11 protein-coding genes and 1 pseudogene are annotated in these 17,719 nt (G+C 47.1%); all 12 read right to left on the bottom strand.

Translation table 11 applies throughout. The annotated features are described in order from the left end of the window. Positions 1–121: 121 nt before the first annotated feature. Positions 122–3,487, bottom strand: coding sequence for a DEAD/DEAH box helicase family protein (locus tag BLT35_RS25230; protein WP_074730132.1), 3,366 nt, complete (start codon positions 3,485–3,487; stop codon positions 122–124). Further along, positions 3,488–4,654, bottom strand: a complete 1,167-nt coding sequence (locus BLT35_RS25225; RefSeq protein ID WP_074730131.1) for a restriction endonuclease subunit S — start codon at positions 4,652–4,654, stop codon at positions 3,488–3,490. Next, positions 4,651–6,105, bottom strand: a complete 1,455-nt coding sequence (locus tag BLT35_RS25220) for a class I SAM-dependent DNA methyltransferase (protein ID WP_074730130.1) — start codon at positions 6,103–6,105, stop codon at positions 4,651–4,653. Before BLT35_RS25220 ends, BLT35_RS25225 begins: the two co-directional genes overlap by 4 nt. Positions 6,106–6,138: 33 nt before the next feature. Beyond that, entirely contained in the window at positions 6,139–9,501 is a 3,363-nt protein-coding gene (locus BLT35_RS25215) for a UvrD-helicase domain-containing protein (RefSeq protein ID WP_074730129.1), read from the bottom strand. Next, positions 9,494–12,457, bottom strand: coding sequence for a PD-(D/E)XK nuclease family protein (locus BLT35_RS25210; RefSeq protein ID WP_074730128.1), 2,964 nt, complete (start codon positions 12,455–12,457; stop codon positions 9,494–9,496). Before BLT35_RS25210 ends, BLT35_RS25215 begins: the two co-directional genes overlap by 8 nt. 41 nt (positions 12,458–12,498) lie before the next feature. Then, complete coding sequence (locus tag BLT35_RS25205; RefSeq protein ID WP_074730127.1) at positions 12,499–13,452, bottom strand: helix-turn-helix transcriptional regulator; 954 nt, start codon at positions 13,450–13,452, stop codon at positions 12,499–12,501. A 54-nt stretch (positions 13,453–13,506) separates the two neighbouring features. Then, positions 13,507–13,884: an HIRAN domain-containing protein gene (locus BLT35_RS25200; RefSeq protein WP_074730126.1), complete on the bottom strand. Its 378-nt coding sequence runs from the start codon at positions 13,882–13,884 to the stop codon at positions 13,507–13,509. 127 nt (positions 13,885–14,011) lie between these two features. Further along, positions 14,012–15,133, bottom strand: coding sequence for a Fic family protein (locus tag BLT35_RS25195; protein WP_074730125.1), 1,122 nt, complete (start codon positions 15,131–15,133; stop codon positions 14,012–14,014). Between the two features lie 92 nt (positions 15,134–15,225). Continuing rightward, positions 15,226–16,182, bottom strand: coding sequence for a 3'-5' exoribonuclease YhaM family protein (locus tag BLT35_RS25190; protein ID WP_074730124.1), 957 nt, complete (start codon positions 16,180–16,182; stop codon positions 15,226–15,228). Positions 16,183–16,566: 384 nt separating this feature from the next. Further along, on the bottom strand, positions 16,567–17,151 hold the full coding sequence (locus BLT35_RS25180; RefSeq protein WP_023554888.1) for an ATPase: 585 nt from the start codon (positions 17,149–17,151) through the stop codon (positions 16,567–16,569). Beyond that, positions 17,144–17,323, bottom strand: coding sequence for a hypothetical protein (locus BLT35_RS25175; protein ID WP_015253841.1), 180 nt, complete (start codon positions 17,321–17,323; stop codon positions 17,144–17,146). Before BLT35_RS25175 ends, BLT35_RS25180 begins: the two co-directional genes overlap by 8 nt. 147 nt (positions 17,324–17,470) lie before the next feature. Beyond that, positions 17,471–17,719, bottom strand: a pseudogene (locus BLT35_RS25170) (SWIM zinc finger family protein); the annotation flags it as partial.

The raw sequence follows: 17,719 nt of genomic DNA, 5'->3' as shown, positions 1-17,719 counted from the left end.
ATGGAAACCGATCATTAGGGAAAGTTCCCCCTCACAACCCAGCCAGCAACCCGAAACTATTTTTGAAAATCGACTTTTTCAGGAGCAACTAATTAATTGTGGCATCAAAACCTATAAAAACCTACGCTCCAACTACCTCTGCATTCTTGTTGATAGTATCGATAATTCCAATAATTGCCCGCGCATCGTCCAGATTACTACTGAACAGTTCCGTGATACTGCCTACCGAACGGAACGGTTCCTCTTGAAGTACGGATTTTTCTATAATACCGTTTTTAACTACATAGTCGATAATCAGCTTTACAAACCGAAGTTGATTGACATTCAAACGATTTTCTTGTAAAAATACTACGAATGCTTCATTCGCGGCCTCCTGATCAAGCCCTACGACCGTCCGTACAAGCTTCGTTACCGGTAAGTCTTTATATTCCCGCTCGTAATCTGCTTTGGTTCCGAGTTCTGCCCATAGAATATGTTCAAGCGTCTCCAGGTCTTGTTTCGTGATCGGTTTGTTGTTGCGTAATTTATAGATAGCTATTTGATCCTTGTTAGTTTGTAAATATTGGTTGACCTTTTTGCGGTAATTTTGCAGGTCATTGGTGTTATAGAAGCCTCTACTTTCCTCTACAGCAAGCCATTCATCTTTGAAATTCGTATAATATATTTGCTGTGTTTCCCGTTCGAGGAACTTAATCAGTTCCCGTAAAGCTTCACGTACTTTCTCCATTTGGAAGATGTCCGCTTCTTCCCAGAACTCTGCCGTCAAGACCTTCTCTATGACATGTCGCTGTGCGACGATTTGAGGAATCGTACCCAACTTGGAGAGTTTTTCTGCCGTCTCCATGACTTTGCGAATTGGCTTCACCGATTGTGTTCCCTGAAGCTTAGCCAATTCGATGATCAGCATCATATAGTCAAACCGCTTTGCTAATTCGTCATGGTCTAAAGAAACGACAAGAGGAGCTATATACTCCTTCAAATCCCCCATATCGGTATCGGTCAAGGAGCGCCATGCAACGTCTTGTTTATATTTATGGACATATTGGATATGCTGCCTGATGCGAAAATGTTCTTCATTCAACGCGTTCACGCTATCCTTTAACAATTTCACCATTTCCGTGCGATGTGCGATATACTCAGGCTCCTGATAACGCAGTTGTTGAAGTTCACATACAATCTGCGTACGGACATTGAACAATTTTTCCGATAAAGTCTCGACAATATCGGTATCCTTCCCTTTTGGATTTGCTCGGAAAAACTCAAAGTTACGGCAGAAATCAAAGATCAAGAATTCCTTCTTGTCCTCACCAATACCATGCAGATCTTTACACAACCGTGTCCCACGACCCACCATCTGCCAAAACTTCGACTTCGAGCGAACTTTCTTAAAGAATACCAGATTGACAACTTCAGGGATGTCTACTCCCGTATCGAGCATATCAACGGAAACAGCAATTTGCGGAAGCTTGTTCCATATCGAAAAATCATCTATCAGAGATTGATAATAATTCGTTTTGATATCAATGACCCGTGCAAAATGCCCCTTTAATGCCGGATATAGGCTATCGAATCGCTCCACAATCGCAACTGCGTGACGATGGTTTTTTGCGAATATAATTGTCTTGCCCAGCTTGTCTCCGCCTTCGACCTTCAAGCCCCGTTCCATCACAAACTGAAGCACCCGGTCTATCGTATCCTGGTTAAACAGCCACTCATTAATCGCCGCACTGTCGATATCCCACGGTTCCTCATCTTCATCCTCGAGCAACACTTCTTCGTATTGCTCTTTTTCCTCTTCGGACAGATCATCGTAGCGGATGCCATCATCCATAATCTTCGTCGTCGTTTCCACCGTACGGTAATCCACCAAATGTCCTTCCTTGACCGCTTGCTCAAGTTCGTAGGCAAAAGTCGGAACACCATTTTCCAGACGGAACACGTCGTATGTGTTTTTGTCGACTTCATCTTTAGGAGTTGCTGTCAACCCTAAGAGGATGGCATCAAAATAATCGAATATGGCCTTATATTTCTTGTAGACGCTTCGATGCGATTCATCGATGATAATCAAGTCAAAATGACCAACCGTAAACAACTTTTTGCCGTCCTTCCGCTTGCCCTCGTCGATGGCATTCATCATCGTCGGGTAGGTGGAGAAAACAATTCTTGCCGTCTCCGGATTGTCCTTGCTGTCTAGCAGGTTGCACAGTGTCATGTCGGGCAAATACTGGCTGAAGCTGTTTTTGGCTTGGCGAACAAGCGTTGTACGATCCGCAAGAAACAGCACATTCTTAACCCAGTTATATCGGCTCAGCACATCAACAATGGCGCTCGCAGTGCGTGTTTTACCGCTTCCGGTCGCCATGACAAGCAAAGCGGTCCGCTGTCCTTTATTTAATGCATCACAAACCGAAAGGACTGCTTCATGCTGATAAGGGCGATTTACAATGGAGTTGTTGATTTGTACTTCCTGTAACGGTTTACGGATCGAGCGCCGGTTGACGAGCAACTGCAGCTCATCCTGACTGGCGAAACCGGATACTTGCCGACTGGCATAGTGAAGATCATCCCAGAAATTTATTACAAATCCATTGGTATAATAAATCAACGGACGCTGTCCATACCGCTGCTCCAAACAATCCGCATAGAGCTTCGCTTGCTGCTTGCCCACATTGGGATCTGCGCTGGTCCGTTTAGCTTCCACGACGGCAAGCGGCTTCCCGTTCTCACCCAATAACACGTAATCGACATAACCGATCCCTTGACCGTTTGGCATTCCTTGTACTTCAAACTCTTTCAGTATATTTTTCTGGAATGTCCATCCGGCCAGCTTAAGCTCGAGATCGATGTAACGTTTGCGAGTCTCGAACTCGCTGATTTCGTCCGGAACAAAGTTGTACTCCTGTGTGTTCTGCGCCTTGCGCTCGGTCAGCAGCTTCCGAAGCTCTTCATTTTCTTTGATCAGATCTTCCAGCTTACGGTCTTTTGAACCTAATCGGTCGTATAAATCCTGCAGCTCCTGAGGCCTAACTTTTTCTTGTTGCTTGTTCTCTTCCAATAAGAGTTGTTCGTCAAAACTTCTGGCCGTATACTCGACCGAATAACAATAATCGATCCAGCTGATGAAGTTAAACAGGTTGCGAAGAGACAGAATCGCCTCACCACGGCTGATCGTTGCATTGGAATGCACGGCGACATTTCCTAGCTTCGTAATATATTTCAACTGTGGTAGCATGGACTGATCGATTACGCGGAGAAAAGTTACATCGTGAATCAAGCTTGACAGATTGTCTTGATAAGGGACCTTCAAGTCGCTATCGTAGGTAAACAGCCATTTGACAGCAAGCTCTAAAGCACGTCGGCTGAGGATAGCGCTGGTCGCGGGACTGACGACCAACGCCTTTTCCGCTTCTATACATGCACCTGCAAAGCTGGCATAGGTTTTATTTTCTCTGAGAAATCCAAAATTCGTTAGCTGCACATCGCCCATCTAGACCGTTACACCATCCCTCACTATCAATTCGCCCTTGAAAGCTTTTTGAAGTAGTGCCTGGAAGTTGGATTCTAGTTGTTGAAGGGATTCAATCAGTTTCCCTTTTTGTATTAGGTATCGTTCGAAAACCCCAACATACTTATGTTGTGTTTCTAAATCGGGAATCGGTATCTTTATATCATTAATTTTTGCTAGTGTTAGTCGCTTTATTGCTGCTCCAGACATATTATTTGTGATTTGTTCTTTGACATATTGGTTGTTCAAATAGCTTACAACATATTGGGGGGTCGCATATTTAATATCTATTCTAATTAACGCGAGACTGGACAACATGCTAAATTCAAACTCGTATGGATTAATTGCTGCGATTCCTGTCGTAGCCCCATCTTTAATATACAAAATATCTCCCTTTTTTACAGGACATCGCTTATAGATGGCAGTATGATCACTTTCTGAAATGTAAGTTGGGTTCGAATAGAAATCAATATTATTTACCTTAACATGCTTTGCAGTTATATACGGTATACCTTCTGTCATAGGTTCGGGTGAATGATGAGTACCGTCAGTAATAAGCTCAGAAACTTCTTTAAGTTTACTAATTTTCCGTGAATTGGCGTTTTTAATGGGATCACCAAACATATCTAAAAACACTGCTTGAACCAACTCATCAAGCTTGGCTATTGCTTGTTTGCGCTTATCAATTAAGGCTTGGGCTTTGTCGAGTATCAGTACAACTTGTTGTTGCTGATCTTTGGGTGATGTGAAGAAATCAATATTTAATATATCCTCTCTGGAGATGCCAGGAATTAGTCCTTTTGCCTTCTCTCTCAATCTATCAAGGTAATATTTGATAAAGTAATATACATACTTATTTTCTAAACCCTCATGTGGTCTTATTGACATTACTTGCCTACTAAGATGGACTTTTTCTTCCTTTTGAATTACCAATTCACCTACTGTACCTTTTACAGATATTATAATGTCATTTTTCAATCCTACTACAGATGGAGATTCCGTCCATCGCTCGATTGCAAGTTTTCCGTCAATCATATTACTTGCACCCATAACGTAAGGAATACCACGTCCATGTGAATTATATTGATCGCTAGTGAGATCTCTTCCTGATATTAGATCTACCACATCTCCTAATTTACGCTCATTCACCCCAACAACGCCTCCAATTCGTCAAGCCCCTTAACAATCTCTTCCTCTAGCTGCTTGATCGTAGCCAGTATGACCTTCGGGTCTTCGTACTGAACTTCCTCATACTCTGTTTCCTTGTAGCGATTAATGCTGAGGTCATAAGCATTGGAGCGAATCTCATCAACCGGAACCAGGAAGGATTTCTCCGTACGCTTACGCTCCTTCTCTGCTTCCCAATTGCCAAACCGCTCCAAAATGTCGGGTATATCATTCGCCTCAATGGGATTCCGCTTGTCGTCAAGCGAATAACCGTCCGCCTTCATGTCATAGAACCAAACGTGATCCGTTCCGCCTGCACCTGTCTTGGTGAAGATTATAATAGCTGTCGACACCCCAGCATATGGCTTGAAAACCCCGCTTGGCATTGAAATAATAGCTTCGAGTTTGTGATTCTCAACAATTTCCTTGCGAATATCTTTATGGGCTTTACTGTTACCGAATAAGACACCGTCCGGCACGATGGAAGCGCAACGCCCCCCGACTTTGAGCATACGCAAGAACAGAGCGAGGAATAGCAACTCCGTCTTCTTTGTGCGAGTCACACGCAATAGATCCGCTGCTACCGCATCCGCATCAAGCGACCCTTTAAACGGCGGATTGGCTAAGATTAGTGTATATTTGTCCTTGTCGGTATTGTTTTCATTCAAGGAATCACGGTATTCGATATTCGGGTTATCCACTCCATGAAGCAGCATATTCATAGCACCGATACGAAGCATCGTACGGTCCATATCGAAACCGTAGAACATATGATTATTGAAATGCTCCTTTAACCCCTGAACTAGGAATAGATCGGCATGATGGTTACGCAAATATTCTCCCGCGGCAACGAGAAATCCCGCCGAACCAGCAGCCGGGTCACAAATAATATCTTCAGGCGTCGGTTTCATCAAAGCGACCATCATTTCGATAATGTGTCTCGGAGTCCGGAACTGTCCGTTCGTTCCAGCTGTAGCTACCTTGGATAGCAGATACTCATACAAATCCCCGTTAGTATCTCTATCCTTCATGTCAATCGTATCGATGCCTTCGACAATGCGTACAAGCATATTCGGAGTCGGGATCATAAAGATGGCATCACCCATGTATTTGGCATAGGCTGAATCCTTATCTCCGTGAAGCGTCTTGATGAAAGGAAATACTTCGTTCGAGACAACATCATACATCCGCTGAGGATCGAACAATTTAAATTGACTCCAGCGTAAGTGTTGCTTGTCACTTGGAAATAATCCGGTAAAAGGTAACGACAGCAGCACGGATTCATTTTCCTTACGCGTTTCCGCTTCGTCCAGTCCTTTAATGAACAACAAATATGTAAACTGTTCGATCACACTTAATGGGTTAGTGATTCCGCCGGTCCAAAATGTCTCCCAAATCCGGTCTACTTTTTGCCTTAATTCACCTGTAATCATAACGATCTCCTCTGCATGTAGATTCTTGTCTAATTATACTACGGACTGTCCTAATATGACATGTTTCTGCAAACTAACAAAATACAAACCAGCTTCCTTCACTTGATAGCCGAATGTCTCCGACCAGGGTTTAGCATAAGCCTGCACTTGTGGCGCATAAAACCGGACAAACTGCTCCAATTTGTTCTCATCCAATTGATCCGTTTTGAAGTCGACTATCACCCAGCCATCTTCCTCTTCGAAAGCGAAATCTATTACACCCTTCACCAAGAGATTAAAGTAGCTATTGGATTGTTGCGTTAATACCGCGGCGGCTGTTTCGGACATCGCCTGCTCGGTTGCGGGATCAGGCGTTGTTGTCTCCCCATTTCTCTGATGCATCATAATCGGGATCTCAAACAATCGCTGCTTCGCCCGCAGACTGCGCTGCCAGAGCTCACTGTCTAGAACTTCTCGAAGAATAGGCAGAGCATCAGTCGCGTCCTTCTCTGATACTCCTTCGGTCTGGCAGAGGTATTGAACGTATACAGGCAATTCGCTCATCGGAAGACCTTTTCCAACTGCTTCAAGCCCCTTATGGATCACGCTGCCGAAAGATTGGCCCCTCCCAGTGGCTGACCATTCCGGCGTGTCGCTCATGCTCTTCGTCAGCCCGGTAACGGTTGATTCGGCATAAGTCGGTTGGCGCAGTTGATGGAACACCTGCTCTCTCTGGGCCAAGTAAGCACCTAGATCAATGGATGAGGCTTCGGACCCGGATAAACCAGATGAAGTTGTCCCAATTACAATATCTCCGTCAAGTTCCCGATCATACTCATCTGTTTGAACATCCGATTCCGGAACATCCAACTCCCGGATTAGCTCCATCCCATCCATGAGTGAACTCCACGGGCACTTGGCAGGTTGTTCGGGGTAGAGACTGACGACTAGCATTTGCTTGGCCCGCGTCGCCGCGACGTAAAGAAGCCGATCCCGCTCCGCATGCATGAATGCTCGCTCCCGCACTCTCATCGCTTCCCAGCCGACCGGCTGAGCAATCGTATCTTTCTGAAACCCTTTCGATTGCTGGATCAGGAAATAGCCCGCGGCCTCAGCCTCCGAACGATCAACAAACTGGTCAGCGTCATGATCCTTCTCCCCGCAAGGGCAAGCAAGAAACACGACAGGCGCTTCCAGCCCTTTAGCCTTATGCACATTCATGATCCGCACCGCTTGCCCCTTACCCGCGTAGAGGCTGGCGGTTTCCATTCCCTGGCTCTCCCGAATGGCCGATATCGCCTTCGCCAGTTCATGCCAATCCGATGCAAGCAAGGCGTCACGCTGCAAGAGCTCCAGCATCTTAAGCAGAGTTCCCGACCGGTTGGCTCCTGCTTCTTGCACTGTAGAATAAGGCAAAAAACCAGTGTCCTCGATGATGCGGTGCAAAGCGGCCCATGCTGGCATTTCCTTGACCCAGCCGGCATATTCCCGTAATTTCCGGCATGCAGCGGCAACTTGTCTGCCCTGTTCTGCTGCTTCCTCCGGCAGCCGATAGATTGACCACGCATTCCCTTGAGCACGATACGCCATCAGATCCTTGTCGCTAATACCGAATAGAGGTCCGCGCAGTACGCTTAGCATCGCCACTTGGTCGGAAGGATCGGCCAGATAGAGGGCCAATTGACCCAGCGTATGAAGCTCGGGATATAAAGCGGAGCTTCCTACCGTTTCCGCGGCCACGCCCCGCTTCTCCAGCTCTTCCGCGTATAGGTGCAAATAATGCCTTGTTCTTGTCAAAATCAGAAAATCACTGGGCCGTGCCTCTCTAAATACCCAAGATGCTCCAGCCCGCTCCTGAATGTGCAAATTTCCATCACGGCAAGCCCACGCGATGGTTGCGGCAATACGCTGTGCGTCAACCGCCGCCACTTCATCCTTGCCTCCGGGAATTTTCGGGTAAGTGAGTGCATAAACCCCGTGATCCGCGCGCTTATTCCCCTTTGGATTCGGTATATTCGTTTCCATCCGGACATACGCCGCTTGAACATCGGTTTCCCGGACGGGAAGCTTGCCGATAAATTGCCCGTTCACAAAATCGCCGATCGCATCGACGGATCGGAAATTGCTGGTCAAGTGAAGCACATCTCCACATGCTTGAATCCGCGATTTAACCTCGTTATAAATGGAAATATCCGCGCGGCGGAAACGATAGATGGACTGTTTCGGGTCTCCCACGAGGAACAAGGAACCCGGCTTTGGAGTAAGCTTCCGCCAATTCCGTTCATTCGGATCATCGCCGGCCCCCGTTAAGAGAAACATCATTTCCGCTTGGACCGGGTCGGTGTCCTGAAATTCGTCGACCATAAGCCGTTGGTAGCGCCCGGCGAAAAATGCGCGAACCTCCGGGTAATCACGCAGAAGACGGCAGGCATACATCAGCAGATCCTGAAAGTTCAGCTTCCCTGCCTGCAATCGCCGTTCTCTGCAATACTCCAATGCAGGCAAGACAAATTGAATGACTTTCGGATACAGATATTCCCGCCACGATTGAAGAAAGGGGAACAGGACCGTAATCTGCCAATCGTGAAATCGTTCGGATATGGCTTTGGCTTGCTTCTTATCCGTCCATTTGTACTGCTTCACATCCAGTTTGAAGTCAAACATCTTCGCAAGCGTTAGCATCAACATATCGTCCTGCTCATCCGACAACCGCAGCATACGATTAGCAGTACGCAGTTTTGCCTGAAGATTATCCCACCCTTTTTCCGGTTCAGCTGTCGGTAGAAACCTGTTGGCTTCTTCAATCATGGGAAGCAAGGAGAGTCGGATGAGGTTGAAATCAGGACGATGAACCGGTTCGCAAGGGATTTGGAGATCCGTAAAAAGGGATACCCGATCATAGACATTCTTCAGGATGCTGACGTCGATTCCCACCTCGGTAAAGGAGGCAAGTGCTTCACTATCTTCCTCCTGCAGCTGAATCAGATATTCATCCCAGCATTGATCGTGGAACGCACGATTCATTTCATCATCCATTTCTTCGAAAGAAGGGTCCAATCCGGCCTCAATCGGTCGCTCGCGAAGCATGGAGGAACAGAACGCATGGATCGTTCCAATGAAGATTTGGTCCAGATTGGCCAAAGCTTCTTCCATTCGTTCTCTAGTTTCGCCTTCAACATCAGCCGCTTTCCGCTCCAAAGCAATACGGAAACGCTCCTTCATCTCATCCGCCGCTTTATTCGTAAAGGTGATCGCCGCAATATGCTCCATCTTAGCCGTTCCTGTCTCGATGAGCGCCAGCAATCTGCCGACCAAGCTGGTTGTCTTGCCCGAGCCTGCACCGGCTTCTACCAGAAAAGTTGTATCAAGCTCTTCCACTATCCTCTTTCTAGCTTGTTGATCGGATGGTTCATTCAATGTTCTCCACCTCCAGCAGCGTGTGCAGTAGCTCCGAATTCACTTCGTCCTTTCGCTTATCGGCCATCATCTCTGCGTGCTCTCTGCATACAGTCGCATAGTCGCAATATCGGCAGACCACAGGATTTGAAGCGGGAATAAACAAACCCTGTTCCATCGACGAAAGGATTCCTCGGATCACCGCGGTGACTCGATTCCGTTCGGTTTGCGGGCGTGCAATCACTTGCCCGTGCCCCCGTTCGCTTGGAAATACGTAAGACGCTTCAAGCACTTTTGCTTCTGAATCCACACCCGTTTGCCGCATCCAAAGCTCCGTCCCCATTGCGTAAAGCGCATGTTGCAGCTGCGTGCCGCCTGCGAACATGCCATTTTCCTTGTAAGGCCGAGGACTGCCGGTCTTATAGTCGATAATTCGATATTGATGCGGCGCAACTTGATCGATCCGGTCGACGATCCCGCGCAGCGTAATAGCCATGTCCTCGCCAAGCTCAAGGTGCAACGGCTGGCCGTCCACGATGAGCTCTTGTTCGAAAAACCGGGGAGCCGTCTTAGCCTGCAATTCCATGCGATAGAACACGTCCACATCCCGGAGCATCGCTTGCCGTTCCCTCTCAAACACATGAGGGCTCGGTGCCGGAATCCGCTCGGCATACGAGAGAATCGTCTCCTCCGCAATACGAAGCAAACGGGCATGATCGTGTGTAATAGGCACGGCTTTACTTGCGTTGACTTCCGTCATATAACGACGATAAACCTCGTGCAGCAGCGAGCCTCTTTCATTCGGCTTCAGCCAGGAGGTACGATCAAAAGTCACCTGATCTTTCACGCGAATCCTGAGCACATATTGGAAAAAGTACCGCATCGGACATTCCGCGTACTTCTCCAATTGACTTGCGCTAAGCGTCCGTTCGTCCCGGTCTTTCCAATCATCAGTCCATTCATCCCCCGCTATATATCCGTCATGCTCCGTCACTTGCGAGCTGCCACGCGCCTCGAGTGCAAGTCTGCCTTGACGAAGCGACGGATAGACCGATTCGATGAAGGATTGCCGGTCCCTCATAAGGTTTACATTCGCATGGATTTGTCGGAAGACATAATGAGAGCCGTCCAATGGCAGTCCATTTAGCTCAGTAGAGGATGGCTGTTCTACATCCAAATACCCGACAGGTTCGCCTAAGCTTCGGTGCAGCATCTCATAGTCCGCATTCGTTTCTCCGGATACTTTTCGGAATACCTGTAGAAGTTGAAAAGCCGGGCTTGCTGTCGCTCCTTCTGCCAAGTCATACGACGAGAAGCTAAATGTGATATTGCCGCTTATCATCCCAAGCCGACCATCACGAAGGCGTTGCCGATCTCTTTGTCTCTGCACGGCTGTTTGAAGCCCGGCACCGATCCGTCTGCACTCTTCATCGAGAAGCATGGGATTTTGCCTGATATTCCCGGACCACGACTGTTCATCCATCCCGAGAAGAAACGTATGTTTTCTCCCGCTGATCCCCCCGTTCGCCAAACTCGATATGTACAGGAATCCGGGCTTGGGTAACCGTTGCACCCCGACTCGAAGTTCCTGCAGCATGTCTCGGGCATACAAGAACATTTGCTGAAACGGCATCGAGTCCGGAACAGGACATTCCTGCAGTTCTTTAGCGATACCTTTCATTTCTTGCAGGACGATCGCATCCTCTTCCGTTCCGCATACACCAAATCGATCCAAGATGTTAACGAGCCATCCCCAGATTCCCTTAGGAGATGAGAGCGCCGCTTCGTCTGGAAACAATTCTCCTAGGAGGTTTGTCAGATGCTTCTTGATCTCGTCATCCCGCTGTTGTTGTTCCGTCCGCTCCCGTTCTTCGGGTCTTTCATCTGCATCCCCTTGGAACCGAACATGCCCCGACCCCAGCAACTTGATATACCGTTCTTTCCCCCAGCCGATTCCGCTTTTCTCCAGGGCTCGAATACAATCCGCATTCGTTATTCCTTGGTCACGATCGGAGAACGTGATCAATTGCTGCTGCAGCATCAATACGAGCTGCCGCACCTGATAACCGGACTCCAACCAGTTCAGCAGAAAATGTGCGGCTCTTCCCATTCCGGATGTAATCACAGGCAGCCCGTCTGCATAGGAACAGGGAATACCGAAAGAAGCACACATGGTCGAAATAACCAACGCATATTCTTCATCCGGTACGATCATCTCCACTTCATCCAATGGCATCCGGCCCTGAATAATGCGTCTCAATGCTTCGCGAACCTCCGCCAGCCTTCCGGTCGCATGATAGAACTGAACCTTTCCGAACGGCATTGTGGATTGGACGTCAGTGAAGGAAGAAACCGCTATAATCCTCGTCATCCGTCCGTTTGACAACCGCTCCAGCATTCGAGCGGAAACCGGTGAAAGCGGCATAGGGTCTGGCAGAATAAGCTCCACGTTTTCCGGCAATTGGGTTGGTATATGCGACAAAAGGCCGGGGAAATCGATCCAGCTCCGCTGATTCAGAAAGCGCTCATACGCTGACAACACCTTTCTGACATAGCTGCCTTTTTGCTGGCTCATAAAGTGGTCGTCTCGAAGCTCCCCCGCACTCACTCCGGCACGGCGCAGATCCATAATGGCTTGGTGAACATGCATGGCAATACCAGGCTTTACTTGATCCACCGCGATGTAGGAATCCGGCTTGGAAGCCATTTGTTCCATGACATGATGGATAATCCAAAAGGACCGCTGTTCCCCGATTAAAGTCAGCCCTTGTTGATACAGGGAGAACTGAACCTGACTTCTTACAAAGGATTGAACCGTTTGGACCTCCACATTCATAACCGGCCCTAATTCCCGGCATATTCGCATCAACCAGGACTGTCCTTCGATGTAGGAAGGAGCAATAACAATTTTGCGGCGAAATGGCTCTCTACGGATTGCATCATATAAACGTTCTAGAAACGTGCCTACTATTTTCAAAAGGGATACCTTCCTTTCGTCTATCTTTCAACAACAGCAACTTACTGCCCATACAACTGTCCCCAACGCTGTAGCTGTTCCTTAAACTTTTCCCGGACAGATGCAGGCTCTAAAATCTCCGCTGAAGGTCCGTACTGAACCACCCAATTCATAAACTCCCGCTCGTGGTTGACGGTGACCTCGAATAATAAGCTGCCGTCCGGCAGATCGGTCATCTTCGGTCTCACGAACAATTCTTCTTCCTTCACATAGCGGGCGACATCCGGATGGAATTTAATCTTAAAAGTGATTAAAGAATCCCCGCGTTCAATCGACCAGGTATGCTTCATATACTGAGCAATGTTAAAATCACCCTTGTCGAATCGATTACTTGTCAACTCTACATGGCGGAAACGGCTTATACGAAACGTGCGAATGTCCTGCTTGGAATGACAATAGCCGATCAAGTAAAACCGTTGATCCCGCGGGACCAAATAGTACGGATCAATTTGGCGCTCCGTCAATTCATTCCGGCTCTGGGTATGGTAAACAGCCCTGATCGTCTTACTGGCGATAATCGCTTCCATGATGGGCAGCAAGAAGTTGGCACTGTTCTCCCGATAAGCCGGGGTGCCCATTTGGATCATGTCTGCGACATTTTCCAGTGTATCGTACCGCTTCCGGGTTTCTTTCACATGGGTAGCCATCACCTTGTCGTAGGCGGATTCAAAGCCTGGAGGCAATTTGCTGGTGTCCAACACGGAGGGCAGGACAGAGAACACCAACGCTTCCTGCTCCGTGAAATTCAGCGGGTACATGGCGAAATTACCGACAAAACGGTACCCTTTTCCGTAACCCTCGTTTGTAATCGGTGCGATCAAGTCCAAAATCCGCATGTCCCTATAAATCGTACGATCCGTTGTCTCGCATTTGTCCGCCAGCTCCTTGGCCGAAATCCCCGGATTGGATTGAATGGCGAGAAGTATTTTAAAGAGCCGAATCACTTTATCCGTCATGCTATATCTCCTATCGTGGCATATAGAATGTAAATCCTTATCATCATTGGGATTCTACGCTTTACCTGGTTCTTCCTGCCTATAAGGAGAAAACGCAACGTTCTCTGTCGTTTTGATGATGTACACTTCCTCTAGACCCGGCGTAAGTTCAACAATTGCCGTATCCTTAACGACAAATCGCACCATGCCGCAAACATGATGCTCAAACATATCATAAATCCGGCCGGCGCTGCGGCATCCTTTCGGTACGGTATGCGGACTGTTGGCGACATAGCCGATTTTGCCCAAAGGGATCATATCCACTTTAATCGCTTCATGGTCATGCCGATTATCCGGGTCTTTGATCAAGTGAACGACCTGACCCGGCTTTAGAAATGCTGCTCCGTAGTAATGCTGCGTGCCTGTGACGGCGATATAGATCGGTTGATCCATTGTACTCACTCCCGCATGTCTTTCCTTCATTATGACGGATCGCAACGACCATAGATTGTCAGCGAATATATGTTCTGCGCACAAAAAAAGCACTGCGGCATCTCAACTTGAGATCGCAGTGCTGCATTCATTTAAGAAAATGGGCAAACTGATCAGGCGCATTCCGAATGTCTTGTGCCAACTTCTCGTACTCTGCGGATAATTTGATCGAACGAACTCTTTTGGCGTCTTGATCGCGCGGCTCAATGAATCCTTCTTCTCTCCAATGACTTACCTTTTCCCTTATTGAACGGTCCGACAAACGCAGCAGGTCCCTCATTTCGCTTGTCGTTAGGGTATCTTGTTTAAAGGTTAATTGAGCAAACACCATTCTTTGCTGGGGATCTAACTTGCGAATTAGATCCGGTTCGATTTTCGTCATTTGAGCAGATTTCTCCGTTACGATGGCAGCGGCTTCTTGAAAAACCTCCGCCAAACCATCGATAAAGAATTCCAGCCAAGGCGTCAAGTCAGCCTCATTCCGCCCAAAATAATAATTGTGATGGAGACCCAACTGGAGTCGGCGATAATATTCAGCCAAGTTGCGGTCATAGAAATTCTCGAGTACAAATAACCCCTTTAAGCCATATCCGCCGCGTCGTAAAAGATATGTCGTGATCATCCGAGCCGTTCGGCCATTCCCGTCCAAATACGGATGAATCGTTAGGAACTGCCACATGAATATGCCAGCCTTGATAGGAACCGGAACCGAATAGGTTTCCGGCGAGTTCACCCAGGCAACCAAATCCTCCATTAATACCGGGACATCTTTCCATTCCGGCGGCAAATAAAAACCGGAGGCATTGCGGCTGCCTACTTGATTCTGTTCTTCGCGATACTCGCTAACACGCGGTCTTCGTCCGTGTGATATTCGGATAATAGCATGCAGCTTTTTAATAAATTCCTCTGTGACCGGGAGCTGCCTTTTTTCGGCTTCATCCAGATATTCCAAAGCTTTCATTAAGTTATAAACTTCCTGCTCTTCATTGTCATTGCTGGTTTGGTACAAAACTTTTCGCTTCGTCGCCTCGTCAAGTGTGTTTCCTTCAATTTTCGTTGAAAGAATGACTGTCTTTTCCATGGATTCTTTCTTAAGCATATCCAGAATAGATGCGGGCAATGGAAGCAAATCCACCACAACACTGGCGCGTTGTATATCCATTAGTCTGCGGGCTATGGTGTCCGTTATTGAATATTTGGGTGTAAACATAACATCACCTTCCTCAATAACATTATACCATTGCCGCTATTTTGCCGCAAAGTATTTTTGTTTCATTGCATTTTCTTCGTATATTTTAATTTCTACAATGACATCCGGTACAACGCTTTATTCTCCAGCCCTCGGACCGGCTGTGTCCACAACTCCTTGTCCGAAGTGGCGCTTAGTGCGTCCTCCGCCATCTGGAGTTTGGCATCCAGTGCGTCAATATAGTGCAATGCTACCGCTTCTGCCGTTTGCGGCTGCACCGGGCTTCCCCATTCCCCAAGGTTATGGTGCGAGAGAATAAGGTGCTGCAATCCGATCACTTGTTGCGAATCGAGTGGAAGTTCCAGCCGCAAAGCCGCTTCTGTGATCCAACTAGCCGCCATGGCAATATGACCGATCAACTTACCCTGGGTGCTGTAATCTATCACGACCCCAAGCTGAGCGATCATTTCCTCTGGCTTCGCGATATCATGCAGGATAATCCCGGCTTTGATCATGTCCGCATTTAGAAATGGCCTCTGCTTGCAAAGGAACTCTCCGATCTCCAGCATACGAACGATATGATAGGCCAAGCCTGCGAAGTAAGCATGATGGTGCATTTTGGCCGCCGGATAATGAGCTAATTTCTCTCTCACCTTATCGACGCAAAAGCTTACTATATCGCGAATCGCCGGATCCGAAATACTCTCGATGACTCTGCTTATGACCTCTAATAATTCCGCAAATCCAATTGGTGCAGCTCGAATAAAATCGGTTAGGGACACACCGTCTTCGTCCCTTATATTGCGAATCCGGATGATCTTAACCTGCGGTTTTTCCCGATATAACTGAACGATTCCTTGAACCTTGACAAGCGTCATCGGAGAAAAATTGTCTCTTTCCGTTTCCTCCACATCCCAATACTTGGCGGGTAACTGTCCGCTGGCATCACACAGCACCAAATCGAAGTAATCCTTTGCCGGCGATGTGTTGGTCTGCTTCAGCTCCAGCTCTTTCAGCAAATAGAAGCCGACGAATTCATCATTCGTACTCAGATCTTTAATCAAAGTCATTCTTTTCACCCCCATCTACAACTCCAAAAACTCTGCCTCTGCCTCAGTGATCTAGTATATTTTTATTTTATAATTAAGTCATGACAACTTTTTGTCAGCGAATATATGTTCTGCACAAAAAAAACGACCAGATCTAATCCGGTCGCGTAGAATTCCTTATTCACATTGGGAGAAATGTAAAATTCAAGATTTAATCATCTTCGGTTAGTAGTAATTCCCTTTTACAAACATCACACTGGACCTTGATAACCAATCCTAGACTTGTTGGTATAAATATGTACGCAAACTTTGCTCCCGTTACATCTTTGGGTTCACATTTATCCCAATTATTAATTTTGTTTTCCATAGATTTGCTAATTTCAAACTTCATATGATTCTCCATAATCAATGTAACTGATCCTTGATCTTATGCACCCATTTTGGAAGAGATTCGGCCTGATATTTTAAAATACTATGTTCAGCTTGCATAACGATTTTACCGGAAACTTCGCTATTATCAATCACAATCAAATGATCAATGAGATGGATATGAGTTAGCAGATTTTGCATGGATGTGGTTTGTCTCCGAATGATGTCTTCAGTCGGTATATGATGTCCGCCGTTTCGAACTCTGGCGGCAACACGTTCGATATTGAGCCGAACATCATTTAGACCCACATAAAACATCATCACTTCAAAGCCGTTCGCCTTGGCTTCCCGTATCAGTCGTATCGCATTACCGCCGGCCAAAGTCGTTTCTACAGAAAAATCGCGTTTATGATGGATACAATCTCTCGCAAGTTTAATCGCTTCTTTGCCTGCGGATACTTTGCGGCGATCCGGATGGTCAGAATCAATGCCGCGAGCTAAAGCGTCGGGATCTATATTGACACTGATACCAAGCCTGTCCACTATCAAATTGCGAATGGTGCTTTTGCCGCTGCCGTTATTGCCGGCGAATACAACCATCACTGTGGAGTACTCATTCATGATGAACCCCAGGATTGTCGATTGGCTCGATCACACCGTTTGCATATTCTTTGACAATCTGGCCTTTTTCCGTTTGATAGACAATGTAAGTCCCGTTCGCTTTTGCATCCAGTTTCGCGCGATCGCCCGTAAGTTTGATCAGTTTTTGCAAATCTTGAATACGATCCATCATAGGTCACCATCCAACCCGACTTAATCTTGCCATTATTATAACATACTCGTTTCAGATCAAAATTACAGGCCTCGCATACCAGTTTGTCCACCCACTCACAAAAATCAAGCTATGCTCAAACCGCGTTACTTCTTATTCCCATAAAGTTCAAAAACGAATCTTCCCCAGCTCCTCCCGGAAAGCCGGTCTTCGCGGAAATTTGGTTAACAATTTTTGTGTGACGGTGAACGCTTCTTTCCGTCCGCCAACCTGTTGAAGCATTCGAATGATCCGGCAAACATCGGCGTAATCTCGCCTGTCTCTGGATTGATCCGCCCGGAATTCGATATATGCCACGAAAAGCGCCTTCACCTCCTCCGGGTAATGCGGAAGCAATTGCTCATAGAACGATTCAAT

The organism is Paenibacillus naphthalenovorans (assembly GCF_900099895.1).
GTDB lineage: Bacteria > Bacillota > Bacilli > Paenibacillales > NBRC-103111 > Paenibacillus_G > Paenibacillus_G naphthalenovorans.
The sequence above is the reverse complement of the archived record's forward strand: the minus strand, read 5'-3'. Positions and strand labels throughout refer to the sequence as shown.